This window comes from Allobosea sp. R86505, assembly GCF_042466375.1.
GTDB lineage: Bacteria > Pseudomonadota > Alphaproteobacteria > Rhizobiales > Beijerinckiaceae > Allobosea.
Map to the genome: position 1 here is coordinate 4,847,017 of NZ_JAXHPY010000001.1, position 24,291 is coordinate 4,871,307.

Annotated in this window: 22 protein-coding genes; 6 read left to right on the top strand and 16 right to left on the bottom strand. The window is 69.3% G+C overall.

Annotated features, from left to right (window positions below; translation table 11 throughout):
• Positions 1 to 39: 39 nt before the first annotated feature.
• From soxA to SJY11_RS23435, 8 genes are all read right to left on the bottom strand, one after another.
• Positions 40 to 798 (bottom strand): sulfur oxidation c-type cytochrome SoxA, encoded by a 759-nt coding sequence (gene soxA, locus SJY11_RS23400; protein ID WP_376989111.1) that lies wholly within the window; start codon positions 796 to 798, stop codon positions 40 to 42.
• 146 nt (positions 799 to 944) lie between these two features.
• Positions 945 to 1,268 carry a thiosulfate oxidation carrier complex protein SoxZ gene (gene soxZ, locus SJY11_RS23405; protein ID WP_376989112.1) on the bottom strand — a complete coding sequence of 108 codons (324 nt, stop codon included), beginning with the start codon at positions 1,266 to 1,268 and terminating at the stop codon, positions 945 to 947.
• A gap of 11 nt (positions 1,269 to 1,279) precedes the next feature.
• Positions 1,280 to 1,774 carry a thiosulfate oxidation carrier protein SoxY gene (locus SJY11_RS23410; protein WP_376989113.1) on the bottom strand — a complete coding sequence of 165 codons (495 nt, stop codon included), beginning with the start codon at positions 1,772 to 1,774 and terminating at the stop codon, positions 1,280 to 1,282.
• Positions 1,737 to 2,159 (bottom strand): sulfur oxidation c-type cytochrome SoxX, encoded by a 423-nt coding sequence (soxX, locus tag SJY11_RS23415; protein WP_376989114.1) that lies wholly within the window; start codon positions 2,157 to 2,159, stop codon positions 1,737 to 1,739. Before soxX ends, SJY11_RS23410 begins: the two co-directional genes overlap by 38 nt.
• A 182-nt stretch (positions 2,160 to 2,341) precedes the next feature.
• Entirely contained in the window at positions 2,342 to 4,483 is a 2,142-nt protein-coding gene (locus SJY11_RS23420) for a xanthine dehydrogenase family protein molybdopterin-binding subunit (protein WP_376989407.1), read from the bottom strand.
• Between the two features lie 164 nt (positions 4,484 to 4,647).
• Positions 4,648 to 5,115 (bottom strand): (2Fe-2S)-binding protein, encoded by a 468-nt coding sequence (locus SJY11_RS23425; protein ID WP_376989115.1) that lies wholly within the window; start codon positions 5,113 to 5,115, stop codon positions 4,648 to 4,650.
• A gap of 299 nt (positions 5,116 to 5,414) precedes the next feature.
• Entirely contained in the window at positions 5,415 to 5,648 is a 234-nt protein-coding gene (locus SJY11_RS23430) for a DUF2934 domain-containing protein (RefSeq protein WP_326909245.1), read from the bottom strand.
• A 121-nt stretch (positions 5,649 to 5,769) separates the two neighbouring features.
• Complete coding sequence (locus SJY11_RS23435) at positions 5,770 to 8,376, bottom strand: bifunctional acetate--CoA ligase family protein/GNAT family N-acetyltransferase (RefSeq protein ID WP_376989116.1); 2,607 nt, start codon at positions 8,374 to 8,376, stop codon at positions 5,770 to 5,772.
• A gap of 121 nt (positions 8,377 to 8,497) precedes the next feature.
• Here SJY11_RS23435 and SJY11_RS23440 point away from each other — a divergent pair, with 121 nt between their 5' ends.
• On the top strand, positions 8,498 to 9,952 hold the full coding sequence (locus tag SJY11_RS23440; RefSeq protein ID WP_376989117.1) for a protein adenylyltransferase SelO: 1,455 nt from the start codon (positions 8,498 to 8,500) through the stop codon (positions 9,950 to 9,952).
• Between the two features lie 3 nt (positions 9,953 to 9,955).
• Here the strand turns inward: SJY11_RS23440 and SJY11_RS23445 are convergent, their stop codons facing one another.
• A complete protein-coding gene (locus SJY11_RS23445; RefSeq protein WP_376989118.1) occupies positions 9,956 to 10,870 on the bottom strand; it encodes a LysR substrate-binding domain-containing protein in 915 nt (304 codons plus the stop codon).
• 250 nt (positions 10,871 to 11,120) lie between these two features.
• Here SJY11_RS23445 and SJY11_RS23450 point away from each other — a divergent pair, with 250 nt between their 5' ends.
• The 5 genes from SJY11_RS23450 (at position 11,121) to SJY11_RS23470 (ending at position 17,144) form a co-directional block, all read left to right on the top strand.
• Positions 11,121 to 12,461: an NAD(P)H-dependent oxidoreductase gene (locus tag SJY11_RS23450; RefSeq protein WP_376989119.1), complete on the top strand. Its 1,341-nt coding sequence runs from the start codon at positions 11,121 to 11,123 to the stop codon at positions 12,459 to 12,461.
• A 76-nt stretch (positions 12,462 to 12,537) separates the two neighbouring features.
• Complete coding sequence (locus SJY11_RS23455) at positions 12,538 to 13,533, top strand: TRAP transporter substrate-binding protein (protein ID WP_376989120.1); 996 nt, start codon at positions 12,538 to 12,540, stop codon at positions 13,531 to 13,533.
• 68 nt (positions 13,534 to 13,601) lie between these two features.
• Positions 13,602 to 14,117: a TRAP transporter small permease gene (locus SJY11_RS23460; RefSeq protein WP_326909255.1), complete on the top strand. Its 516-nt coding sequence runs from the start codon at positions 13,602 to 13,604 to the stop codon at positions 14,115 to 14,117.
• 12 nt (positions 14,118 to 14,129) lie between these two features.
• A complete protein-coding gene (locus tag SJY11_RS23465; RefSeq protein ID WP_376989121.1) occupies positions 14,130 to 15,413 on the top strand; it encodes a TRAP transporter large permease in 1,284 nt (427 codons plus the stop codon).
• A 132-nt stretch (positions 15,414 to 15,545) separates the two neighbouring features.
• Positions 15,546 to 17,144: a gamma-glutamyltransferase family protein gene (locus SJY11_RS23470; protein WP_376989122.1), complete on the top strand. Its 1,599-nt coding sequence runs from the start codon at positions 15,546 to 15,548 to the stop codon at positions 17,142 to 17,144.
• Between the two features lie 161 nt (positions 17,145 to 17,305).
• On the opposite strand, the gene SJY11_RS23475 is transcribed toward SJY11_RS23470, so the two are convergent.
• The 7 genes from SJY11_RS23475 to SJY11_RS23505 form a co-directional block, all read right to left on the bottom strand.
• Positions 17,306 to 17,650 (bottom strand): Rid family hydrolase, encoded by a 345-nt coding sequence (locus tag SJY11_RS23475; RefSeq protein WP_376989408.1) that lies wholly within the window; start codon positions 17,648 to 17,650, stop codon positions 17,306 to 17,308.
• A gap of 308 nt (positions 17,651 to 17,958) precedes the next feature.
• Entirely contained in the window at positions 17,959 to 19,170 is a 1,212-nt protein-coding gene (locus tag SJY11_RS23480; RefSeq protein ID WP_376984328.1) for an IS91 family transposase, read from the bottom strand.
• 16 nt (positions 19,171 to 19,186) lie between these two features.
• Complete coding sequence (locus SJY11_RS23485; RefSeq protein WP_376984330.1) at positions 19,187 to 20,050, bottom strand: tyrosine-type recombinase/integrase; 864 nt, start codon at positions 20,048 to 20,050, stop codon at positions 19,187 to 19,189.
• Positions 20,051 to 20,278: 228 nt separating this feature from the next.
• On the bottom strand, positions 20,279 to 21,427 hold the full coding sequence (locus SJY11_RS23490) for an NAD(P)/FAD-dependent oxidoreductase (protein ID WP_376989123.1): 1,149 nt from the start codon (positions 21,425 to 21,427) through the stop codon (positions 20,279 to 20,281).
• Positions 21,424 to 22,872 carry an FAD-dependent oxidoreductase gene (locus tag SJY11_RS23495; protein ID WP_376989124.1) on the bottom strand — a complete coding sequence of 483 codons (1,449 nt, stop codon included), beginning with the start codon at positions 22,870 to 22,872 and terminating at the stop codon, positions 21,424 to 21,426. Before SJY11_RS23495 ends, SJY11_RS23490 begins: the two co-directional genes overlap by 4 nt.
• Positions 22,869 to 23,165 carry a (2Fe-2S)-binding protein gene (locus tag SJY11_RS23500; protein ID WP_371125966.1) on the bottom strand — a complete coding sequence of 99 codons (297 nt, stop codon included), beginning with the start codon at positions 23,163 to 23,165 and terminating at the stop codon, positions 22,869 to 22,871. Before SJY11_RS23500 ends, SJY11_RS23495 begins: the two co-directional genes overlap by 4 nt.
• Complete coding sequence (locus SJY11_RS23505; RefSeq protein WP_376989125.1) at positions 23,158 to 24,291, bottom strand: NAD(P)/FAD-dependent oxidoreductase; 1,134 nt, start codon at positions 24,289 to 24,291, stop codon at positions 23,158 to 23,160. Before SJY11_RS23505 ends, SJY11_RS23500 begins: the two co-directional genes overlap by 8 nt.

The window sequence follows — 24,291 nt, forward strand, 5'->3', positions numbered from 1 at the left end:
CGTCCGCCGCTTCCCGGAAGAAGCGCCGCTGTCATGCCTTCAGCGGCGCATGGCCGGCGTTTCGACGGGAAGTCCCCTGGCGCGGGCGGCGAGATAGAGTTCCAGTGCGAGATACTCAGGTCCGCCCGCCTCGAACTGCGTCGCGCGCACGCCCAGCGAGCAGGCGCGCAGGCGCCGGTGCAGCGAGCCGACCTCGTTCCATTCCAGCCGGTAGGCGGGGTATCCCGTTCCAGCACCGTGGCTGATCGTGTCGCCGCGCAGCTTCTGGCCGACGAGCCCGTCATGGCATTGCCGGCAGGAGAGGTTGAGCTGACCCTGCCTGCGTTCGAAAAAAGCCTTGCCCGCCTCGTAATAGGGCTGCGCCGGCCCGTCGGTGCGGACCTGCATCGACAGGCCGCGCGAGAGCGAGGCGAGATAGGCGGTCAGCGAGAGCAGGTCCGGCGTCTCGTAGCCGAAGGCGGGCTGCGCCTGACGCTCAACCCGGCACTGCTCGATGCGGCCTTCGAGATTCAGCAGCCGGCCCGTGGCGGCATCGACCTTCGGATAGCGCGTGGCGGCGCCGCGCAGGCTCTGCTGCGGCTCGACATGGCAGCCGATGCAGGCCTGACCCTCTCCCGCCGGCCTGCGGCTGAACAGCTCGCGGCCCTGCTCGACCCAGAAGAAGCCGGGGTTGCGCGTCTCATCGGCCTGCTGCCGGCGCAATTCGGGGGAGAGGAAGTCGGAGCCGGATTTGATCTCCGCCAGCGCCGAACCGGCAGGAAGGACAACGACGGCCAGCGCGACGATGAGCGCGATCACGTTCCTGGAGCCACAGCCCTCATCCTGAGGAGCAAGTGGAGCTTGCGTCTCGAAGGATGCTCCAGCGCGCTCCGGACCATCCTTCGAGACGCCGCTCGCGCGGCTCCTCAGGATGAGGGCCGAGAACAACCGCAAGCCGACGAAGCTCACGTCACGGTCAGCCGGGCGGTGCGGGTGTAGGTCGCGCCGCCGTCCTCGCGCCATTCGAAGACGATGTCGCCGGTGGCCACCGCCCGCGTCGTGAACGAGACGAAGGGGTTGGCCGAGACGCCGGTGTGCATGTCGAAGCGGAAGATCGGCTCGCCGGCATAGGTCGCGGTGAGCCGATTCAGGATCTTGCGCGGCACGGTGCCGCCCTTGCCGTCGGACTGGCCGCCGCGGTCCATCGGGTGACGGGTGAGAACACGGATTTCGACGATCTCGCCGGCCTTGGCCTGGGCGGGCAGGGTGATGCGGGCGTTGAAGCTCATCGGATGCCTCCTCAGCCGCCGTCGATGCAGGCGCTCAGCGTCACGACGATGTCGGCATCGGTCATGACGAAGCGGCCGTCGCTGAGCGATGCCAGCGCCACGACCTTCTGCGATTGTGCGATCCGCAGCGTGGTCGCGACCTCGGCGCGACCGGCGCGCGGGCCGAGATGGAAGCGCGCCATGTCCGGAAAGGGGTTCTTCTCGGCGATGAGGTGAATCCAGCGGACATGGTCCACCTCGGTCATCGGGCTGTCGACGAGGATCTTCGTGTCGACGGAATTGCCGTTCTCGGCCAGCGCCGGGATCTCGAGCCTGATGCGGGCACGTTCGGGCACGGCGCCTTCGGTGACGCGCGCGACCAGCTGGGCGAGATCGGGGGGTGTGTCGGCGGCAGCCGGGAGCGGAAGGCCCGCGACCAGCAGGCCAGCCGTCGCGCCCGCCATGAGGCTACGGCGGTCGATCCCCGCTTCAGTCTGCGCGGAGCGTGGCGAGATAGCTGACGACATCCTCGATCTCCTGGGCCGAGAGGGCCGGCTTGCCCCGGAAGGCCGGGGCGACATCCTGCAGGTTTTCCGTCCTGAAATAGGGCGGCATCACCGTTTGCGCGTTCAAAAGCGAGGCATCGACCAGCCGCAGCCGGATCTGGCCGGCATCGAGCCGCGCTCCGACGCCGGCGAGCGGCGGCCCGATCGAGCCCTGGAAGGGCTCGGACGGATCCGCGCCTTGGTGGCAGATCAGGCAGTTGCCGCGCTCGCGATCCCGCACGAGAGCCTCGCCCCGCCAGACATCGCCGGCGAGGCCCCCGAGAGGCCCAGGGATCGCGTCGCCGACGACCGCGTAGGGTTCGAGCGCGGTGGCTGGAGACGCTTGAACGCCGATTAACGCCAACATCGTCAGGCCCCATCTGATCGCGACACCTGCCGCCCCCCTCCCCCCGCCTGCGGTGGGGAGGGATGGGGTAGGACGCAGTGCCGCTCGGCGAGACGAAACAGGATGGAGTTCGGGCTTTCCGGCCCCCCACCCCGGCCCTCCCCACCGCAAGCGGGGGGAGGGAGAAGAGCCGCGCTCGATTCTCACGCCTTCTTCAGATCGGCGTTCTTGAGCGGCAGGTTGCGGATGCGCTTGCCGGTGGCGGCGAAGATCGCGTTCAGCACGGCGGGCGCCGCGACCGCGATCGTCGGTTCGCCGACGCCGCCCCAGAAGCCGCCAGACGGCACCAGAACCGTCTCGACCGCCGGCATCGCCTCCAGCCGCATCACCTCGTAGGTGTCGAAGTTCTCCTGCTCGACACGACCATCCTTGATGGTGATCTCGCCATAGAGCGCGGCCGAGAGACCGTAGACGAAAGAGCCTTCGACCTGGCGCTCGACCTGCGCCGGATTGACGACATGGCCGGGATCGGTCGCCGCGACGATGCGGTGGATCTTGAGCTTCCCGTCGTCGCTGACCGACACCTCGGCGACCGCCGCGACATAAGAGCCGAAGCCCATGGTCTGGCAGATGCCGCGGAAAACACCCGCCGGCAGCGGCTTGCCCCAGCCCGCCTTCTCGGCGGCTGCGTTGAGCACGGCCAGATGCTTGGGATGGTTCTTCATCAGGGCGCGGCGGAACTCGAGCGGGTCCTTGCCGGCTGCGTTCGCCAGTTCGTCGATGAAGGATTCGAGATAGATCGCGTTCTGGTTCAGGTTGACACCGCGCCAGAAACCCGGCGGCACATGCGGATTGCGCATGGCATGATCGATCAGCAGGTTGGGGATCGAATAGCCGATCGAGGCCTCGGGGCCGGAGGCGTTGAGGCCTTGGAAGACGACCGGATCGCGGCCGTCCCGGATGTTCTGCGGGAAGATGCCGGCGACGATGGACTGGCCGGAGATGCGCATGTGCAGGCCGGTCAGATTGCCGTCCTTGTCGAGCGCGCCCACCATCTTGCACTGGGTCAGCGGGTGGAAGCGGCCATGCAGCATGTCCTCCTCGCGCGACCAGATCAGCTTCACCGGCGTGCCCGGAATCTGCTTGGCGATGGCGACGACCTGGCGGACCCAGTCATGCACCGCGCCGCGCCGGCCGAACCCGCCGCCGAGGTCGATCTTGTAGGCCTCGCATTTGGCGATCGGCAGGCCCGAGGCTTCGGCGGTGGCAGCGAGCGCCGCCTCGCCGTTCTGCGTCGGCGTCCAGACCTCGCATTTCTCGGGCGTGTAGAGCGCCGTCGCGTTCATCGTCTCCATGCAGGCATGGTTCTGGAACGGGTAGGAATAGACCGCCTCGATGGTGCGGGCGGCGCCGGCGATCGCGGCCTTCACGTCGCCGTTCTGGTTGCCGACGACGGCGCCGGGGGCATCGAGCCCCTCCTTCAGCCACTCGGCCAGGCTCGCGCTGGAGACCTTGGCGTGCGGCCCCTCGTCCCAGACGATCGGCAGCGCGTCGAGCGCGGTCTTGGCCTGCCACCAGGTGTCGGCGACCACCGTCACGGCGCTGTCGCCGACGGGAAGCACATGCCTCACCCCGGGCATCGCCTTGATCTTGGCGGCGTCGAAGCTCTTCACCTTGCCGCCGAAGACGGGGCAGTCCTTGATCGCGGCGTTGAGCATGCCGGGCAGCTTGAAATCCATGCCGTAGATCTTGGCGCCGGTGGTCTTGTCGGCCGTATCGAGCCGGGCCAGCGGCTTGCCGGCGATGATCCAGTCCTTGGGATCCTTCAGCGCGACGTCCTTGGGCGCCTCGAGCTTGGCGGCCGCAGCGGCGACCTGCCCGTAGCGCAGCGAGCGGCCGGAGGCCTTGTGCGTGATGACGCTCTTCTCGGCGGTGCATTCGCCGGCCGGTACCGACCACTCGTTGGCCGCCGCCTGGATCAGCATGGTGCGGGCGCCGGCGCCGCCCTTGCGGACATATTCGTGGCTTTCGCGGATGCCGCGGCTGCCGCCGGTCGAGAAATTGCCCCAGATGCGGTTGCGGGCGACGTTCTGGCCCGGCGTCGGGTATTCGGTCGTGACCTTCGACCAGTCGCAGTTCAGCTCCTCGGCGACGAGCTGGGCGAGGCCGGTCAGGGTGCCCTGCCCCATTTCGGAGCGGGCGATACGGATCACCACCTTGTCGTCGGGATGGATCACGACCCAGGCGTTGATCTCGGGCACGGCGCCCTGTGCCTGCGCCCCGCCGAAGGGGATGGCGAAGCCGAAGCTGAAGGCGCCGGCGGCTGCTGCAGAGCCGGCGAGCATCCCGCGGCGGGACAGGCCTTTGCGGGCGGAAGCGGTGGTCTCGGGGGTGGTCGAGGCGGATGTCATGTCGTCCTCCGGATCGGTTGGTCTCGAGGGAAGCGGCGGTCTTGTCCAGATCCGGCCGCGCTCAACCCCGCGCAGGGGCAGCGAAACCAGGCGAGACCTCAGCCGCGGCCGAGTGTTCCGCCCGCGACGACGTCGAGGATGGCCGTCTTGACCCGGGCATAGGTCCCGCAGCGGCAGATATTGGTGATCTCGGCGGCGATGTCGGCCTCGGTCGCCTTCGGATTGGCCTGCAGCAGGGCGGCGGTCGCCATGATCATTCCGCTCTGGCAGAAGCCGCATTGCGGCACCTCGTGCTTGATCCAGGCCTGCTGGACCGGATGATTGCCGTCGGGGGAGAGCCCCTCGATCGTGACGATCTTCTGCTCGGCCGTGACCGCGCTGAGCGGCAGCGCGCAGGCGCGCGTCGCGACACCGTCGATATGCACCGTGCAGGCGCCGCACTGGGCGACGCCGCAGCCATATTTCGTGCCCGTCAGGCCGATCTGCTCGCGGATGACCCAGAGCAGCGGCGTATCGCCGGCTGCTTCGACATCGAGCATCTTGCCGTTCACATTGAGCTTCGCCACCGTCGACCTCCCGGTTCGGATCAAGAAGGGCGGCGAGAGTGCCCACGCGCTTCGCCGCTTGACCGGCGAAGCACCATGGCGCGCCGGCCAGCCTTGAATTGGAACAGAGTGAAGCTCAGTTGCGGGCGCAAGCCAACAGCGACCGCCGGCCCGATCACGCCGCGTGAGAGGACAGGATTGCCCGTTCCGCGCGGCGGTCCGGCGGATTTTCTGCGCAGGCGCTCGGTTTGGGCCCGCCATTGGCGGCCGTTTCCGAAGACGGTGCCGCGACCGGAATCACGGCAACGTGATCCCCGACATCAGCCTCCCAGACCGGGCGCCGGCAGACTGCGCGAGCCGCGACGGCGAGAGGACGTTGCGGCCGGCTGCGGCTGTGTCTCCATCGCCGCCGGCGCGTCGCCGGCATGTTCGAAGGCCCAGATCTCCTTGGCCCGATCCCAGTGGCGGCGGTCCTCGCCATCCGGGCGTCCATCCTCCATCCAGAGGCGATAGGCGATCTTCCTGATCTCAGTCAGAGCTTTGTCGTCTTCCATGGCGGATATCCTCCATCCCGAATGTTTCCGGCCCGCGACGCGGCGGCGGGCCTTTCGGGTGAACCATCTTCCGCCGTGAGCGTTCCCCGCCGTCGCGCCCGAAAAAGAGGCGACGGCCGCGTCAGCCCGGCGGAGGCGCCGGCTCGACCGGCAGGGTGACGATGCGGATGGCGGTGTCATCGGGATCGTTGGCGATGTCGAAGCCGAGCTGGCGGCAGAGCGCCAGCATGCGCGTGTTCTCGGCCAGGACCTGGCTGCGGATCGTCTTCAGCCCCTCGGCACGCGCCCATTCGATGATCAGCGTCATCAGGGTCCAGCCCAGCCCCAGCCCCTTCATGTCGGAGCGCAGCAGGATGGCGTATTCGGCCTCCTCATGGGCGATGTCGGCGTGGAGACGCACGACGCCGGCGACCTCGCCCTCCTCGTCGAGCGCCACGAAGGCCATGGCACGGGCATAGTCGAGCTGCGTCAGATGGGCGAGGAAGGCGTGGGTGAACGCCTTCACCGGGGCGAAGAAGCGAAGCCTGAGATCCTCCGGCGTCACCTTCTTCAGCATCTCCGCGATGGCGACCTCGTCGTCCGGGCGGATCGGCCTGACCTCGAATTCGCGCCCGCCCCGCAAGGCGATCCGCTTCGCCCAGCTGCCGGGATAGGGCCGGATCGCCGGGCGGCGGCGCTGCTCGGGACGGCGCTCCAGCATGATGCGGGCATCGACCGCGATCACACCGGTCTCGTCGGCGAGCAGCGGGTTGAGGTCGAGTTCGCGAATCTCGGGCAGGTCGACCGCCATTTGGCCGACGGCGACGATCGTGGCGGCGACCGCCTCGAGATTCGCCGCCGGCACGTCGCGATAGGCGGCGAGCACGCGCGAGACCCGGGTTCGCGCGATCAGCCGGCCGGCGAGGCCGAGATCGAGCGGCGGCAGTGCGACATGGCTGTCATCGATCAGCTCGGCGGCTGTCCCGCCCCGGCCGAAGACGATGACGGGCCCGAAGCACGGATCGGTCGCGAAGCCGACGATGAGTTCGCGGGCCTTGGCGCGCTGGGCCATGGGCTGTATGGCGAGACCGGTGATGCGCGCGCCAGGCCGCTCGCGCGCCACCCGCGCCAGCATGCGCTGCGCCGCCTCGCGGATGGCGGCCTCGGTCGCGAGATCGAGCGCGACGCCGCCGACATCGGATTTGTGGACGATGTCGGGGGAAACGATTTTCAGCGCGACCGGCCGCCCCGATGCCAGGAAGGGCCGGGCTGCGACCAGCGCCGCCTCGATATCCGCCGCCACCACGGGCCTCAGTTCCGGAACGCGATAGATCGCCAGCAATGCGGACACCTCGCCGGCATCGAGCCAGTCGCGCTCCTGCGCCAGCGCGCGGGCGATGATCGCCCGGGCCTGGGCCAGATCGGGCGGGGGCACGTCGTCGGCCGAGGGCGGCGTCGCCATCAGCTCCGCCTGCAGGCGGGCGTGGCGCAGCAGGTGCTGGAAGCCGAGCACCGCCTCGGCGCCCGTGGCGAAGGAGGGCAGCCCGGCCGCGGCGAAGCGCGCGGCGACGGCCTCATCGCCGCCGATCCAGGCGGCAAGGACGGGCTTGCCCTGCCCCGCCGCCCGGGCGGAGGCGAGCACCGCATCGGCACTGGCCTGGGCCTGAGCAAGGCGGTGCGGCGCATGGACCGCCAGCACGGCATCGACGCCGGCATCGGCGAGCAGCTGCGCGACGGTGCCGGCATACTGAGCCGGCGTCGCGACCTCGATCACCGCCTCCCGCGACGCTCCCGCCGCGCCACCGTCGAACCTGGCCAGGCTGCCGCCGAGCTGGCGCAGCCGCCCGGCGGCGAGAGCGGCGAGGCCGGCGCCGTTGCTGACGATCGCCAGCCGACCGCCGACGAGCTGGCGCATGCGCCCGAGCGTCTCGGCGGCGGCGAAGAGCTCGTCGAGATCGTTCACGCGCAGCAGGCCGGCCCGATGGAAGGCCGCGTCATGGGCCCGGTCGGGCGTGACGATCAGGCCCGCATGGGTCAGCCCCCCGCTCGCGCCCGCAGGCTGCCAGGGCTTGAGCACGAGCACGGGCTTCAGCCGTGCCGCCGCGCGCGCCGAGGAGAGGAAGCGCGCCGCATCCTCGACCTCGTCCAGCGCCAGCAGGATGGCGCGGGTGCGGCCGTCCTGCCCGAAATGGTCGAGGCAGTCGGCGAGATCGACATCCGCGGCGGCGCCCAGCGTCACGGCGCCGGAGAACCCGACCTCGCGCCGCGCCGCCCAGGCCAGGACGCCGGCTGCGATCGAACTCGACTGCGCCACCAGCGCGACGCCCCCGGCCCCTGGCACGAAGGGCGCGAAGCTGGCGTTGAGGCGCAGGCGCGGCGCGACGAGTCCGATCGAGTCCGGCCCGAGCAGGCGGATGCCGGCCAGGCGCGCCGCCGCGCCCAGCCCCTGCGCATCGGACCGCTCGCCATCGGCGACGAGGACGCCCGCACAACCGCGCCGACCGGCGGCGGCGATGACCTCCGCCGCCCCGGCGGCCGGCGCGATCACGAGATCGACCGGCTGCGGCAGTTCGTCGAAGCCGGGCACGGCCTCGAATCCATCCGCGCTGCCGCCGCCGAGCACGAAGGCGCGGCCGGCATAGCCTGCGCTGCGGATGCCATCGAGCAGCGGGCTGGTGGAGGCCCCCGGCGGCGCCCAGACCGCCAGCGAGGCCGGTTCGAGCATGCGTTTCAGTCGATCCATGGTCATGGTTTCATCGTAGCAGAACGGAACGCGTGGGTATGTGACGGCGAGGGCCGCGCGCGGAACCCTTGCTCGCGCCAAGGCTTTCGACCAGAGGGGATGAGACGCCCCCACGACAGGACGCGCCATGCCCATCGCCTTCGACAACTCCTATGCCAGGCTGCCGGAGCGCTTCTTTGCGCTGACCCCGCCGACGCCGGTACCCGAGCCGCGTCTGGTGCGGCTCAACCGTGCGCTGGCCGAAGAGCTCGGGCTCGATCCTGCCTGGCTCTCGGGCCCGGAGGGACTCGCCATGCTGGCCGGCAATGCGGTGGCCGAGGGCTCGACGCCGATCGCGACCGCCTATGCGGGCCACCAGTTCGGGAACTTCGTGCCGCAGCTCGGCGACGGCCGCGCGATCCTGCTGGGCGAGGTGATCGACCGCTCAGGCCGCCGCCGCGACATCCAGCTGAAGGGGGCCGGGCGCACGCGCTATTCGCGCGGCGGCGACGGGAGGGCGGCACTGGGGCCGGTCATGCGTGAATACATCGTCAGCGAGGCGATGGCGGCGCTCGGCATCCCGACGACGCGGGCGCTCGCCTTCGTGCTGACGGGCGCCCGCGTGATGCGCGACGAGATCCTGCCCGGCGCGGTGCTGACGCGCGTGGCGTCCAGCCATATCCGCGTCGGCACCTTCCAGTTCTTCGCGGCGCGGCAGGACACCGAGGCGCTGCGGGCGCTCGCGGACCATGTCATCGCGCGCCACCACCCGCAGGCGGCTGAGGCGCAGAACCGCTATCTCGGCCTGCTCGAGGCCGTGATCGCGGTGCAGGCGGACCTCATGGTGAGCTGGCTGCTGGTCGGCTTCATCCATGGCGTGATGAACACCGACAATGTCTCGATCGCCGGCGAGACGATCGATTACGGCCCCTGCGCCTTCCTCGACGCCTATGACCCGGCCACCGTCTTCAGCTCGATCGATACCGGCGGTCGCTACGCCTATGGCAACCAGCCGACGATGGCGCTGTGGAACCTGACGCGTCTCGCGGAAGCGATGCTGCCCCTCTTCGCAGAGGGGACCGACGAGGCGGTGCAACTGGCGCAGGACGCGCTCGCCGGTTTCGCGCCGCGCTTCCAGGCCGGCTACGACGCCGGCATCGCGCGCAAGCTCGGCCTGCCCGGCAACAGCGAAGCGGACACCGTGCTGGGCGCCGAGTTCCTGGGCCTGCTCGGCGCGCGCGAGGCGGATTTCACGCTGACCTTCCGCCATCTGGCCCGGTTGCAGGCCGGCCAGGCCGACGAGGCCCCGCTGCGAGCGGCGCTGGCAGAGGACCCTGCCCTCGACGGCTGGCTGGCCCGCTGGCGCGAGCGCAGCGCGGGAACGGCGTCTGGCGCACTGCTCTCGGTCAACCCGGCCTATATCCCGCGCAACCACCGCGTCGAGGCGGCCATCGCCGCCGCGCAGGAGCGCGATGATTTCGGGCCCTTCGAGGAACTGCTGGCGGTTCTCGCCGAGCCCTTCGTGGAGCGGGCGGTTCATGCGGATTACGAGACCCCGCCAAGGCCGGAAGAGCGCGTGCTGCGGACCTTCTGCGGGACCTGAGCCTCACGGCGCTGCGAACTGGCCGGGCGTCGCCCCCTCGGCGATCTTGTCCATCAGCCAGCCGACGAAAGCCTGGATCTCGGGATTGTCCCGCTCCTCACGCCGATAGATCAGGCGATGGGCGACGACGCCGATGCCGGTCGGGCCCAGCGGCATGACGAGCCGGCCTGTGGCGATGAGATCGCGCGCCTGCAGCGTCGATTCCAGCGCGAGGCCCAGCCCGTCCTCGGCGGCGGCCAAAGCGAGATGGGCGCGGTCGAACTGCAGGCCCCTGGCGCTCAGGGGCACGAAGGGGGCGTGGCGCGCGGCCCACTGGTCCCAGGGCACAACGCAGCGCAGCGAGTGGATCAGCGGCACGCGCGCGATGTCGCCCGCCGTCTCCAGTCCGTGGGCGGCCACGAAGGCCGGGCTGGCGAGCGGGACGATCAGCTCCTCGCCCAGCGCCACCGCCTCGCAATCCTCGGGGACCGGCCGCGCATACTGGATGTCGATGAGGATGCCGTCCTGGCCGAGCCGGGCCGGCTCATGGCTGGCGAAGAGCGAAACGTCGATGCTGGGATGCTCGCGCAGGAACTGGCCCAGCCGCGGCATCAGCCAGAGCGTCGCCAGGCTGGGCGAGGCGTGGATCGGCAGGCGCCGCACGCCCGCCCCCGAGGCGACGCGGATCGTCGCCGTCATCAGCCGCGCGAAGCTCTCGCCGATCGAGGCGGAATAGGTCAGCGCCTCCTCGGTCGGGACGACGCTGCGCCGCACGCGCAGGAACAGGGGCCGCCCCAGCATGCCCTCCAGCGCGCGCATCTGATGGCTGATCGCCGAAGGCGTCAGGTTCATCAGCTTGGCGGCGCCGGCGAAGCTGCCAGCCTCCATCACGGCGCGGAAGGTCTGTAGCCATTGCAGCGGTGGCATGCCCCCGATCATCGGTGAATCCTATTTGTCGATCATGCCAAACTTATTCGCTTTTGTTGCGAATGAACCCCATGTTACGCCTATGACATGAGGAATGCAGCTCATCAAACGAAGCTGCGGCCCGCAGGGAGGAAAGACGCGCCGGCACCCGGCGCCAGGTGACGCGCAGCCCGCGTTCGCCACCCTTTTTCCTTGCGACGCCTCCTCGAATAACGAGACGTCCGACCCCTCGCGGTCGGCCTGGCGAGGAAAGAACCGGCGCATGAACCTGCACAGACTGCTTCTCGAACGGAAGGCCGCCGGCAAGCCGGTCACCGTCGCCATCATCGGCGCCGGCAAGTTCGGCACCATGTTCCTCTCCCAGGCGCGCAGCACGGACGGGATGCACATCGTCGGCGTCGCCGACCTCAACACCGCCCGCGCCCGCTCGCAGCTGAAACTGGCCTGCTGGCCGGAGGAACAATATGCGGCGGCCTCGATCGACGATGCGCTGAAGAACGGGGCGACGCTCGTCACCGAGGACGGCGATGCGCTGATCGACCATCCGGGCGTCGAGGTGATCATCGAGGCGACGGGCGATCCGGGCGCCGGCATCCGCTTCGCGATGCGCGCCATCGCCAACGGCAAGCACATCGTCATGGTCAATGTCGAGGCCGATGCCTGCGCCGGGCCACTGCTGGCGCGCAAGGCGCGCGAGGCTGGCGTGGTCTATTCGCTGGCCTGGGGCGACCAGCCGGCCCTGATCGCCGACCATGTCGACTGGGCCCGCGCCTCGGGCTTCCGGGTCGTCAGCGCCGGCAAGGGCACGCGCTACCACCCGACCTACCACCAGTCGACGCCCGACACGGTCTGGGACATCCTCGACAAGTACATGAAGATCAAGGATCGTAATTCGATCAATCCGAAGATGTTCAACTCCTTCGTCGACGGCACCAAGTCGGGCATCGAGATGACCGCTGTCTGCAATGCGACGGGGCTGGAATCGCAGGCCGAGGGCCTGTCCTTCCCGCCTGCGACGCGGTTCGAACATGCCGAGATTTGCAAACCAAAGGCCGATGGCGGCGTGCTGGAGCGGGCCGGCGTCACCGAGGTGACCTCCTCGGTCTATCGCGACGGCACGGATGTGCCCCATAGTCTTGTCATGGGCACCTATGTCGTCTTCGAGTCCGACAGCGCCTATAGCGAGGAGTGCTTCCGGGAGTATTCGATGCTGCCCGACAAGAGTGGCCGCTATTCCTGCCTCTACCGGCCGATCCACATGATCGGGCTCGAACTCGGCATCTCGGTCGCCTCGGCCGCGCTGCGGCATGAGCCGACGGGCGCGCCGATCTGCTTCAATTCCGACGTCGTCGCCACCGCCAAGCGCGACCTCAAGGCCGGTGAAATGCTGGATGGCGAGGGTGGTTTCTGCGTCTGGGGCAAGCAGACCCCGGCCAAGACCTCGCTGGCGGAGGGCTATCTGCCGCTGGGCCTCGCCCATCGCGTCAAGCTCAAGCACGACATCGCGCTGGGCCAGCGGCTGAAATGGTCGGACGTCGCCTTCGACGCCAATGATTCCGCGGTCAAGGTTCGCCGCGAGATGGAGGATCACTTCCGGGGCTGACACCGCCCCGGCCTTAGCAGTGCAGACCGGCCAGAGCCCGAGACAACGGGCCGGCCCAACGTCCAGGGAGGACATCATGACCAAGAGCAGAACAGACCAGCCGACCCGCCGGACCGTCCTGGCGGGGGCCGCGCTCGGCGCCGGCCTCATCGCCATGCCCGGCATCCTGCGGGCCCAGCAGCTGAAATGGATCGGAGCTTCGGCGACGCCGCAGACCGACTTCATCTCCCAGAGCCTCGACGTCTTCGCCGCGCGCGTGAAGGAACTGACCAAGGGGCAGATCGACATCGCCTCGCATCATGCCGGCGCGCTCGGCGGCGAGCGCGAGAATGTCGAGGGGCTGCTGCAGGGCTCGATCCATGTCGCGACGCCGGGCGCCGCCCTGCTCGCCGGCTGGTACAAGCCGGCCGAGGTCTTCACCTATCCCTATCTGTTCAAGAACGTCGCCCACAAGGACAAGGTCATGACCGCGATCATGGCCGAATACGGCAACGACGTCGCGGCGCAGGCCAAGCTGCGCCCGCTCGGCGCGATTCCGCGCATGCCGCGCCAGCTCTCCTCCAGCCGCGTCGTCAAGACACCGGCCGATCTGAAGGGCTTCAAGATCCGCGTGCCTGAGACCACGATGTGGCGCCGGACCTTCGAGCGCTTCGGCGCCTCGCCGACGCCGCTGCCCTGGCCGGAGGTGTTCCAGGCTCTCAAGTCGGGCGTGATCGAGGGCCAGGAAAACCCGATGGCGCTGACCTATAACGGCGGCATCTTCGACGTGAACAAGAACTTCGCCCTGACCGAGCACATGATGCAGGACAACATGATCGTGATCTCGGAAGCCAGCTTCCGAGCGGTCAGCGAGGACCAGCGCAAGGCCCTCGTCCAGGCCGCCCGCGACATGGAGGACTCGCTGCGTCCGAAGGTGATCGCCGACGACGACCGCATCCTCGCTTTGGTCAAGGCCAAGAACATCGCGATCAACGATGTCGACAAGGATGCCTTCCGCAAGACGCTCGAAGGCATGGAGACCGAGTTCGCCCATGTGAAGAAATGGGTCGACCGGATCAAGACGATCGCATGAGCGCCTGACGCCGCTATTGCCGGGCCCCCTTGGGGCCCGGCACCTCGTCCTCGCTCGACAGGATTGTCATGCAGCCTCTGACCGGCCTGCCTGCGCTATGGCGCCGGCTGTGCGACCTTTGCGACTGGATCGCCCGCGCCATCGTCGGCGTGTCGATCGCGGCCATCGTGCTGATCACGATCGCAGCGGTCTGGTACCGCTACGGGCTCGAGCGCCCGCTGTCCTGGACCGAGCAGGTCTGCCGGATCCTGTTCGTCTGGTCGGTCTTCGCCGGCGCGGCGGTGCTCTACCGCAACATGCTGCACATCGCGATCGACATGTTCGTGCTGATGCTGCCTAAGCGGCTGCAGACGCTGGTGCTCTGGCTCAACCAGGGGCTCATCCTGCTGCTGGCCGTGCTGATGCTCTGGTTCGGGCTCCAGATCTCGATCGGCACGCTCGGCCAGACCTTCGGCGCGCTGGAGATCAGCCCCGCCTCCTTCTATTTCGCCGCGCCCTTCTGCGCCGCGCTGATGATCGTGTTCTGGATCGAGAAGCTGCTCGATCCGGCCAGACGCGATCCGCTCGGCGACGTGCACCTCTAGGAGACGATCCCGATGGCCGGCGTGCTGATGCTGTCGTTCGGCGTGATGATGGTGCTGGGCCTGCCGATCGCCTTCGCGATGGCGCTGGCCGCCGTCATGACGATCGCCAACCACCCGACGCTGCCCTTCTCGGTCTTTGTGCAGCGGGCGCTGATCGGCGCCGATTCCTATTCGCTGCTGGCGATCCCGTTCTTCATCCTGGCCGGCAACATCATGAATGTCGGCGGCATCACCGCCCGCATCATCAGCTTCGCCAATGCCTGCGTCGGCCGGTTCAGTGGCGGGCTCGGCCTCACCACCGTGATGTCCTGCATGGTCTTCTCCGGCGTCTCCGGATCGGCGGTGGCCGATGCGACCGCACTGGGCAAGGTGCTGATCCCGGGCATGAAGCGCTCGGGCTACGACCCCGGCTTCGCCGCCTCGATCACGGCCTCGGCCTCGGTGATGGGCCCGATCATCCCGCCCTCGATCCCGCTGGTGATCTACGCCCTGTCGGTCGGCAAGGGCGTCTCCGTCGCCGCCCTGTTCCTCGGCGGCGTCGTTCCCGGCCTCCTGCTCGGCGGCGGGCTCGCCGTCGTCGTCTACCTGATCTCGCGCGCCCGGAAATACCCGGTCCACGAGGCGGTGCCGCTGCGCGAAGTGCTGCGCTCCGGCAGCAAGGCGATCTGGGCGCTGATGATGCCCTTCGTCATCCTGTTCGGCGTCACCGGCGGCGTCGTCACCGTCACCGAGAGCGCAGCCGTGGCCGTGCTCTATGCGCTCTTCGTCGCCATGGTGATCCATCGTGAGCTGTCCTGGCGCCAGCTCTGGGGCATCTGCGTCCAGAGCGGGCTCGATTCCGCCGTCGTCATGATCATCATCGCCTTTGCCGCCGGCTTCGGCTGGCTGATGGCGGTGAGCGGTCTGCCGCGCGAGATCGCCGCGTGGATCGGCGCCTTCTCAACCAATCCCTGGGTCATCCTGCTGCTGATCAACGTGCTGCTGCTGATCGTCGGCTGCTTCATGGAAGCGATCGCCGCGATGATCATCCTGATCCCGGTGCTGATCCCGATCGTCGAGGCGGTCGGCATCGATCTCGTGCATTTCGGGCTGGTGATCGTCTTCAACCTGATGCTCGGGCTGCTCACACCGCCGGTCGGCATTCTCCTCTACATCTGCGGCAACTTCGCCCAGGTGAAGATCGAGCGGGTCGTGCGGGAGGTGCTGCCCTTCCTGGCGGTCGGGTTCGGCGTGCTGGCGATCATCACCTTCCTCCCCGAAGTCGTGCTCTGGCTGCCCCGGCTCGTGCTGAACTGAGCCGGGTGGCGCCGCCATGCGCGCCGCGCCGGCCGCGGCCCGCGCAACGCAGGCCGGGGCATCTGTCGCGCCCCGCCCCCGTCATGCTCTGATCGCGCGCCGGCCACCCGGGCCGTTGCGAGGAGACAGACGATGGATGGCCGCCGCCCGACGATCCAGTCCCGCCACGGCATGGTCGCCGCGGCCCATCCGCTTGCGGCCCAGGCGGGCGCGCGGCTGCTGATTCAGGGCGGCAACGCGTTCGACGCCATCGTCGCGACGGCGGCGGCGCTGACCGTGGTCGAGCCGTTCATGTCGAGCCTGTCGGGCATGGGCTCGGCGACGCTCTGGTCGGCAGCGGAGGAGCGCGTGAGCGTGCTCGATTTCGTGCCGCCGATCCAGAAGAGCTTCCCGGCCGAGCGCTTCACGCAGCGCAGCGATCTCGAGCGCGGCCCCCATGCGGTGGCCATGCCGGGCAACCTCGCCGGCTGGTGCGAGCTCGTCTCGCGCCATGGCCGCAAGACGCTGGCCGAGGTTTTCGCCCCGGCGATCGCGCTCGCCCGGGACGGCTTCGCCCTCTCCGAATTCGGCGTCGCCGAGTTCAATGAGCAGGCGCCGCTGCTGGAGGCGTGGACGGAGCTCTATCCCGGTTTCGCTGCGACCTATCTGGCCGAGGGCGGCCCCGTCCGCGTCGGCCAGGTGCTGCGCCAGCCCGATCTCGCGACGACATTCGCCGCCATCGCGGCGGAGGGGCCGGATCATCTCTATCGCGGCGCGCTGGGGCAGCGCATCGTCGCCCATCTGCGTTCGCTCGGCGGGCTGATGACGATGGAGGATCTCGCGGCGGTGGCGCCGCGCTGGCGCGAGCCTTTCGTGGCCTCCTATCGCGGCCTCACCGTCCATGTGCCACCGCCGCCCTGCGAGGCCTTCCAGTTCCTGCTCAGTCTGAAGATCCTCGAGGGCAGCGATCTCGGCGCCCTCGTCAAGGACGGGCCGGAGCATCTCAACCTCGTCTTCCGCGCGATACGGCTGGCGGCCGGTGTCCGCATCGCCGCCAACAACCCCTCGCCCGATCGCCTCGCCGCCATCTTCGCGGAGGATGCGCTCGCCGCACTGCGCCGGCGCCTGACCGACGGCGCGCCGGTGGAGGGCCCGACGGAGCAATGGACGCCGCAGCCGGGCGAGGACCCGGCGCATACGACCTCGTTTTCGGCGGCGGATTCCGAGGGCAATCTGGTGTGCATCACCAACAGCCTGGGCAGCCCCTTCGGCAGCGGGATCGTGGTGCCGGGCACCGGCGTCTGCCTCAACAATTTCCTGTACTGGTCGGACGTCCAGACCGGCAGCCCGAACCGCTCGAAGCCCGGCGACGAACTGCCGATGTGCATGTCGCCCAGCGTCTCGACGCGGGATGGCCGCCCCGTGCTCGCGCTCGGCACGCCGGGCTCCTACGGCATCATGCAGACGCAGACCCAGGCGATGGTGCAGCATCTCGATTTCGGCCTGCCGCTGCAGGACGCAATCGAGGCGCCGCGCGCGCGGCTCTGGGACGGGCGGGCGATCGAGGCCGAGAATCGGATCTCGGCCGACACGCTGGCCGAGCTGCGCCGGCGCGGCCACGCCATCACCGCCTTCGACACGGGCTGGACGATGCGCTGCGGCGGCATGCAGGCGGTGTCGGTCGACCCCGCCACCGGCGTGATGACCGGCGCGGCTGATCCGCGCCGGGATGGGTATGTCGTGGCGGTGTGAGGGGCCGCTTGTCTCGCGCGGATACACTCCGTCATCCTGGGCGACCGCAGGTCGTCCGGGATTCATCCTAGAGCGACGTCCTGCCCTATGATGGATCCCGGCCTGCGCCGCTACGCGGCTTGTCCAGGATGACGGCTGACTTTGCGGTGTGTGCGGAAATCTCAACCGCGGCTGGCGGTGCAGACGATCTCGATCAGCGCGCCGCCGAGATCGGCGATGCCGACGGTCGCGCGGGTCGGCAGGGCGTCGCCGAAGAAGGCGGTCCAGACCGGGTCCATTTCCTTCTTGCCCGGCAGATCGGTGACGAAGATGGTCGCGGCGACGATCGCCTTGCGGTCGAGCCCGACCTCGCCGAGATAGCTCTCGATCTTGGTCAGGATGTTCTGGGTCTGCGGGCCCATCGACTGGGTGATGTCGTCGGCGATGCAGCCGCCGACGAAGACGAGATTGCCGGCCTCGACGACGCGGTTCTGGATCGGGGTCTTGATGTGTGAAGGGTTTCGGATGCCGGCCCATGCGAGCGGGTTCGGACTGGGCTGAGGGCCGGCGTCCGAAAGCCTCCAAGGGAGGAAGCCGCGGCCCGGGGCCGTGGGCTATGGGGATTTCGCCGCGCGGTATGGTCTGCGAGATCGTGCGAGGCGCGAGGCGACGGTGCGATGCTCCGACCGAGCGGCCCCGAAGCTGAGGTTTAGCTGCACATTTGGTGGATCCGAGACCGCGGCCATCTCCGTTTCCGCGATTGGGCCGAACGGGATTGCCCGCTCTCTGGCCGAGATCGGCAGTGCTTCCTGAAGATGCCGCCATGGGGCCATCGTCATGATGTGTCGATCCTGACGGCGAGGATGGTTCGCGGCGCTGTGCCCGGCGCGAAGCGCTCGACGAGGATCATGCGGCCGCCGCAGCATGGGCATGGCGGGTGGGGTTCAGAGGCCTGCTCGGGTTGCGCTGCGGCGACCGGGACGTCGTCTCTGGCGATGTCGTCCGGCGTCGTCGCCGCGATGATCTGCCTGATGCGGACGATGGTGTCGGCACGGCGGCTCGAGGCGAGCAGGCCGTAATGGCGGATGCGGTGGAAGCCGTCGGGCAGGACATGGAGCAGGAAGCGGCGGATGAACTCGTGGGCCGTCAGCGTCATGGTCTTGCGCCGGCCCTTGCCGGTGGAGCGGGCGCGATAGTCCTTCCAGCGGAACGTGACCCTGTGCCGATCCACGGCAATGATGCGGCTGTTGGCGATGGCGACACGGTGGGTGTAGCGGGCGAGATAAGCCAGCACGGCCTCAGGGCCACCGAAGGGGCGCTTGGCATAGACGACCCAGTCGGCGCGCCGCAGCGGCGCCAGCATGGAGGCGAAGGCATCGGCCTCAGTCAGATCGGCGAGATTGCCTTGGAAAGCGAGCCGCCCGGCCGCGTGCAGGGCCGCGAGCCCTTCGAGGAAGAGCCGTCTGAACAACCGCGAGAGCACGCGCACGGGCAGGAAGAAGCCGGATCGGCATGAGATCCAGCGAGCGCCGTCCGGCGACAGGCCGCCGCCGGGCGCGATGATGTGGAGATGGGGATGGTGCGTCATCGCCGATCCCCATGTGTGCAGTACGCTGGTGAAGCCGATGCGGGCGCCGAGATGCCGGGGATCGCTCGCGATGGTGGCGAGCGTCTCGGCTGCAGCCCTGAACAGCAGGCCGTAGACCTCGGCCTTGTTCTGGTAGGCGACCGCTGCGATCGACGCCGGCAGTGTGAAGACGAGATGATAGTAGGGCACGGGCAGGAGATCGGCCTGGCGATCCGCGAGCCAGTCCTTTGCCGCTGCGCCCTGGCAGCGCGGGCAGTGCCGGTTGCGGCAGGAGTTGTAGGCGATGGCCGCGTGATCGCAGTCGCCGCAGGCCATGACATGGCCGCCGAGCGCAGCCGTGCGGCAGGCCCGGATGGCACCCATCACCTTGAGCTGACCGCGGCTGAGCCGATGGCGCGCGAGATAGGCCTCGCCATGCCGGTTCAGGATATCCGCAACCTCCAGCGAAGGCCGCGCCATGATCGGCGCGGGACCGCTATGGCGGTGGCGGCGGCGCCAGCAGCGCGAGCGGGCTCGTCACTTCGCGCAGCGTCTTCAGCGCGACGCGGGTGTAGACGGCGGTGGTGTCGAGCTTCCTGTGCCCGAGCAGGACCTGGATGACGCGGATATCGGTCTTCCGCTCCAGCAGATGGGTGGCGAAGCTGTGCCTGAGCGTGTGCATTGACACCCGCTTGTCGAGCTTGGCTGCCTCGGCTGCAGCATGGCAGGCCCGGTTGAGCTGGCGCGTCGTGATCGGCTGGCCCGGCTGCTGGCCGGGGAAGAGCCAGCCGCGCGGCCGCTTCACCCGCCACCACTGCCGCAGCAGATCGAGCAGGTCGGGCGCGAGCATGACATAGCGGTCCTTGCGGCCCTTGCCCTGCTCGACCCGGATCAGCATGCGGGCGCTGTCGATGTCGGTGACCTTGAGGTTGGCGATCTCCGAGACGCGCAGGCCGCAGCCATAGGCGATGCTCAGCGCGGCGCGGTCCTTCAGGCTCCGCGCATGCGCCAACAGCAGCGCCACCTCCTGCGTGTCCAGAACCACCGGCAGGCGATCGGGCGTCGGGATCCGCGCCATGCGGTCACCAAAGCCGGTCCGGCCCAGCGTGACGTGGAAGAAGAAGCGCAGGGCCGTGCAGGCCAGGTTCATCCGGGCATAGCTGGCGCCGAGCGAAGCCATGTGAAGCTGATAGCGCCGTAGATCCTCGGGCTCGGCCCGGTCCGGCGGCAACCCAAGGAAGGCCGTGAACTCACGCACCTGCCGGACATAGTCGCGCTGCGTGTGCTCGCCGAACCGGCGGATGGTCATGTCCTCGATCATCCGCTGGCGCAGCGGGCTGACGGTGACGGCATCGATCATGGAAACCTCCAGGGATCAGGGGAAACGACCCCAAATCCTCGGATGCAGCGCCTCACAGGCGAAATCTCAGCGATGACCGCGCCGCAGCACCCTGCCGCGAGAGCGGCTTAGTCCTTTGGCGCTTGATGGTCATGGTCTTCTCTCCTGGGGTGAAAGGCTGTGGTCGTCATTGCGAGCGCAGCGAAGCAATCCAGGGCAGCAGCGCATGGCGGCCCCTGGATTGCTTCGCTACGCTCGCAATGACGGCTGGTGTGACGACGGCGCGAACCGCGCGATGCCGAGCCCGTCGATCGGGACGTTGCTCGCGCCAGTGGCGATGATCTCGGCCATCACGGCCCCGGCCCCGGGGCCGAGCTGGAAGCCATGGGCCGAGAAACCGAACTGGTGGTAGACGCCCTCGTGCTTGGCGCTCCTACCGAAAATGGGCAGATCGTCGGGCATCCGCGCCTCGATGCCCGCCCAGGCGCGCAGGATCGGCGCGCCACGCATGATCGGGAAGAGGTCCCAGACCGTCCTGGCGTTGGTGGCGAGCTTGCCCCAGTCGAGCACGGTGCGGTTCTCGTCGCGGATGGCGCGGCCGAGATAGCCGCCGCCGATCAGCACGGTGCCGTTCTCGAACTGCTTGAAGGAGAGCTTGCGCTTGCGCAGGATCACCACCGGCCTGATGAAGGCCGGCATCCGGGCCGTGATCATCAGCATCGGCGCGATGACCTCGAGCGGCACGGGCTCAGCCAGATCGGCGGCGATGCGGTCGGCCCAGGCGCCCGCGGCATTGACGATGCGGGAGCTGAGGAAGGCGCCCTGATCGGTCTCGACGCGCCAGTTTGCACCATCGCGGGCCACGCGGGTGACGCGCACGCCCTCGCGGATGTCGGCGCCGAGGCTCTGGGCCTTGCGCTTGAAGGCCTGCGTCGCCCGCAGCGGGATCGCCGCGCCGTCGCGGCGCGAGACGACGCCGCCGGGGCAGGCGTCCGAGACGGCCGGGACGAGGCGGCGCAGTTCGGCCGCGTCGATCAGCTCTTCATGGTGGAAGCCGCGCAGGGTCAGGTCCTCGACGCGGGCGCGGCAATTGCCGAGGTCTTCCTCGTCCTCCGCGACGAGCACCTGACCGTCGGAGGTGAAGCCGCAATCGTCGTCGACGAGGTCCTCGATGCGGTGCCAGAGCGCCATCGAGGTGTTGGAGAGCGGGATCTCCGCGACATGGCGGGCGAGTTGGCGCACACCACCGGCATTGACGCCGGAGGCGTGGCGCCCGGCATGGTCCTTCTCGATCAGGATGACCGAGAGCCCGCGCATCGCGCAGTGCAGCGCCGTCGAGCAGCCATGGATGCCGCCGCCGATGACGATGACGTCGGCGCTGCGGCGTCCTTCGCTCACCGAACCACCGCTTTGATGGCAGCGTCCGTCGGCGGCAGGGCCGCGAGTTCGGCGAGCGTCACCGGCTTCACCGGCGGGCGCAGCCGGTAATAGCCGGTCTCTTCGGCTGAGACGCCGCGCTCCTGCGCGATCAGCTCGACCACGGTCGGGCCGCAGAGGCGGCCCTGGCAGGGGCCCATGCCGCAGCGCAGGAAGGCCTTCATCTGGTTGGGGCCGGTGACGCCGAGGCGGCTGGCGGCATCGCGGATCTGGCCGGCGGTGACCTCCTCGCAACGGCAGATGATGGTCTCGTCGGCCGGGGGCGCGAGGAAGCTCGCGGCGGGGCGATACAGGAGGTCGAGGAAACGACGCCCGCGCAGGCTGCGGGCGAGTTCGGCGCGCGTGGGGGCGGCCGTCTCGTCGCGCTCGGCTTGCGAGATCCGGCCGAGCCGGCGGGCGGCGTCGAGCGCCGCGATCTCGCCGCGCAGGGCCGCGCTCTCGGCCCCGCCGATGCCTGCCCCGTCGCCGGCGATGGCGATGCCGGGGATCGAGGAAGCGAACCAGGCGTCCACGGTCGGTGTCCAGCAATGCTGGACCGTGTCGAAATGCTGCGCGCAGCCGGCCGCATTGGCCAGGTTGATGCCGGGGATGACGCCCTGGTGCAACAGCAGTGCGTCGCAGGGAATCGTCTCGGTCGCCCCTCCACGCGTCACCGTCACACCCGTGACCTTGCCGGAGCCTTCAGCCGCCAGCGCGGTGACGCCGGTTTTGAATGGCAGCTTGCCGCGGGCCGCCGCCATCAGCTTCAGGCCCTTGGCGAGATAAGGCGAGCGCAGGAAATCAGGAAACGCGGCGATGGCGGCGAGCCAGTTGCGGCGCGGCGTGGTGTCGAGCACCGCGACGATGTTGGCGCCCGCTGCCGCAAGCTGGCCGGCGAGCAGATAGAGCAAGGGGCCGCAGCCGGCGATGACGGTGCGCCCGCTCGGCACGAGGCCCGAGGCCTTGAGCGCGATTTGGGCCGCGCCCGCGGTCATCACGCCAGGCAGAGTCCAGCCGGGAATCGGGAAGGGCCGCTCCTGCGCGCCCGTCGCCAGGATGACCTGGCCGGCCGACATCAGCCGGGCCTGCCCGCCCAGCGAGAGGCCGAGTTCGAAACCGCCGGCCTCGTCGGGCGCGACCGACCAGATTGTGCAGCCCGGCGCATAGGCGGCGTTCGTCGGCCGGAGCCGGTCGACCAGCGCCCCGCCCTTCCAGTAATCCTCGCCCAACACCGCGCGCTTCGTGACCGGCGTCGTGGTGATGGCACGGTAGATCTGGCCGCCGGGTGCGGGGTTCTCGTCGGCCAGCAGCACGGAAAGGCCGAGTTCGGCCGCGCGTGCGGCCGCCGCGAGCCCGGCCGGGCCGGCACCGACCACGGCGATGTCGTAATGCTCGGCAACCTGGCCGATGGTCTCGATCGGGATCATGACTGGGCCCCATCGGGATGGCGGCGCCCGGCCTGGGTTTCGATCCGCATGCCCTCGCGCAGCGGCACGAGGCAGCCCTGGCGGTTGCCGACGCCGTCGATGACGACGAGGCAGTCGAAGCAGACGCCCATCATGCAATAGGGCCCGCGGTCCGCACCCGAGACCGGCGTCTGGCGGCAGGCCTGGATTCCGTTGGCCAGCAGCGCGGCCGCGACCGTGTCGCCGGCGCGCGCCGTCAGCGCGCGACCGTCGAAGGTGAAGCCGAGCGCCTCGGCCGGCTTCGCCTCATGCATGGGCCGGAACATGGAACCTCCGTGCGGAAAAGGCATCGAGCGTGTCCGGCAACCCGCCCGACAGGATGGCGGGGGCGAGCGTCAGGACATGGTTGGCAGCCAGCGTCACGCCGGAGTGGCAGGTGACGACGAAGGCACCAGGATGGCTGAGCGACTGGTCGTAGATCGGGAATCCGTCCGGGCTCATCACCCGCAGCGCCGACCAGGAGCGCACCACGTTCAGCCCCGCCAGCCGCGGGAACATCCGAACCGCGCGCTCGGCCATGACCGAGAGGATCGGCTGGCCGACCACGGTGTCGAAGCCGCGATCCTCCTGGCTGTCGCCGATCATGATCCCGCCCTCGTCCGTCTGGCGGATCGTCACCATCGGGTTGTGCAGGAAGGCGTCCGTCTTCTCGGTGACGATGATCTGGCCCTTGCTCGGCTTCACTGGCGCGTCGAGCCCGACCATGGGGGCGAGCCGCGCATTGCCGAGCCCCGCCGCGAGCACGACCTTGCCGGCCGCGATCTCGCCGAAGGCGCCTTTCAGCCGGAAGCCACCCGCGCCCGAGGTGATGCTGTCGACCGTGCAGTTGGGGCGATAGTCGACACCGCGGCGTGCGCTGGCGTCGCGCAGCGCCCGGAACAGCTTGAGCGAATTCACATGGCCGTCGAGCGGGCTGTAGACCGAGCCGACCACATCCTTCCCGATGTCGGGCAGGCGGCGCTTGGTCTCGTCATGGTCGAGGATCTCATAGGGGAAATCGCTCAGCGACATCTGGTTGTGCAGCCGCTGCATGGTCTGGCGGCGCTGCTCCAGCTCGGCCTCGGACAGGCAGAGCATGAAGCCGCCGGGCTGGCTGTGGGCGACGTCGATGCCGGTGTCCTCGTGCAGCACCGCGGCGAGTTCGTGCCATTGCTCGGCCGAACGGCGCGACCACATCGCGTAGTCGGGCATGCCCAGCCCCTTGGACTGGACCCAGACCAGCGCAAAATTGCCGCGCGAGGCGCGGAAGGCGACGTCGCCCTCGTCGAGGACGGTGACGCGGGCGCCGCCACGCGCCAGGCCGAGCGCCATGGCGCCACCGACGACGCCACCGCCGACGACGACGATGTCGGCTTCCGATGACAATGCTGAGGTCGTCAC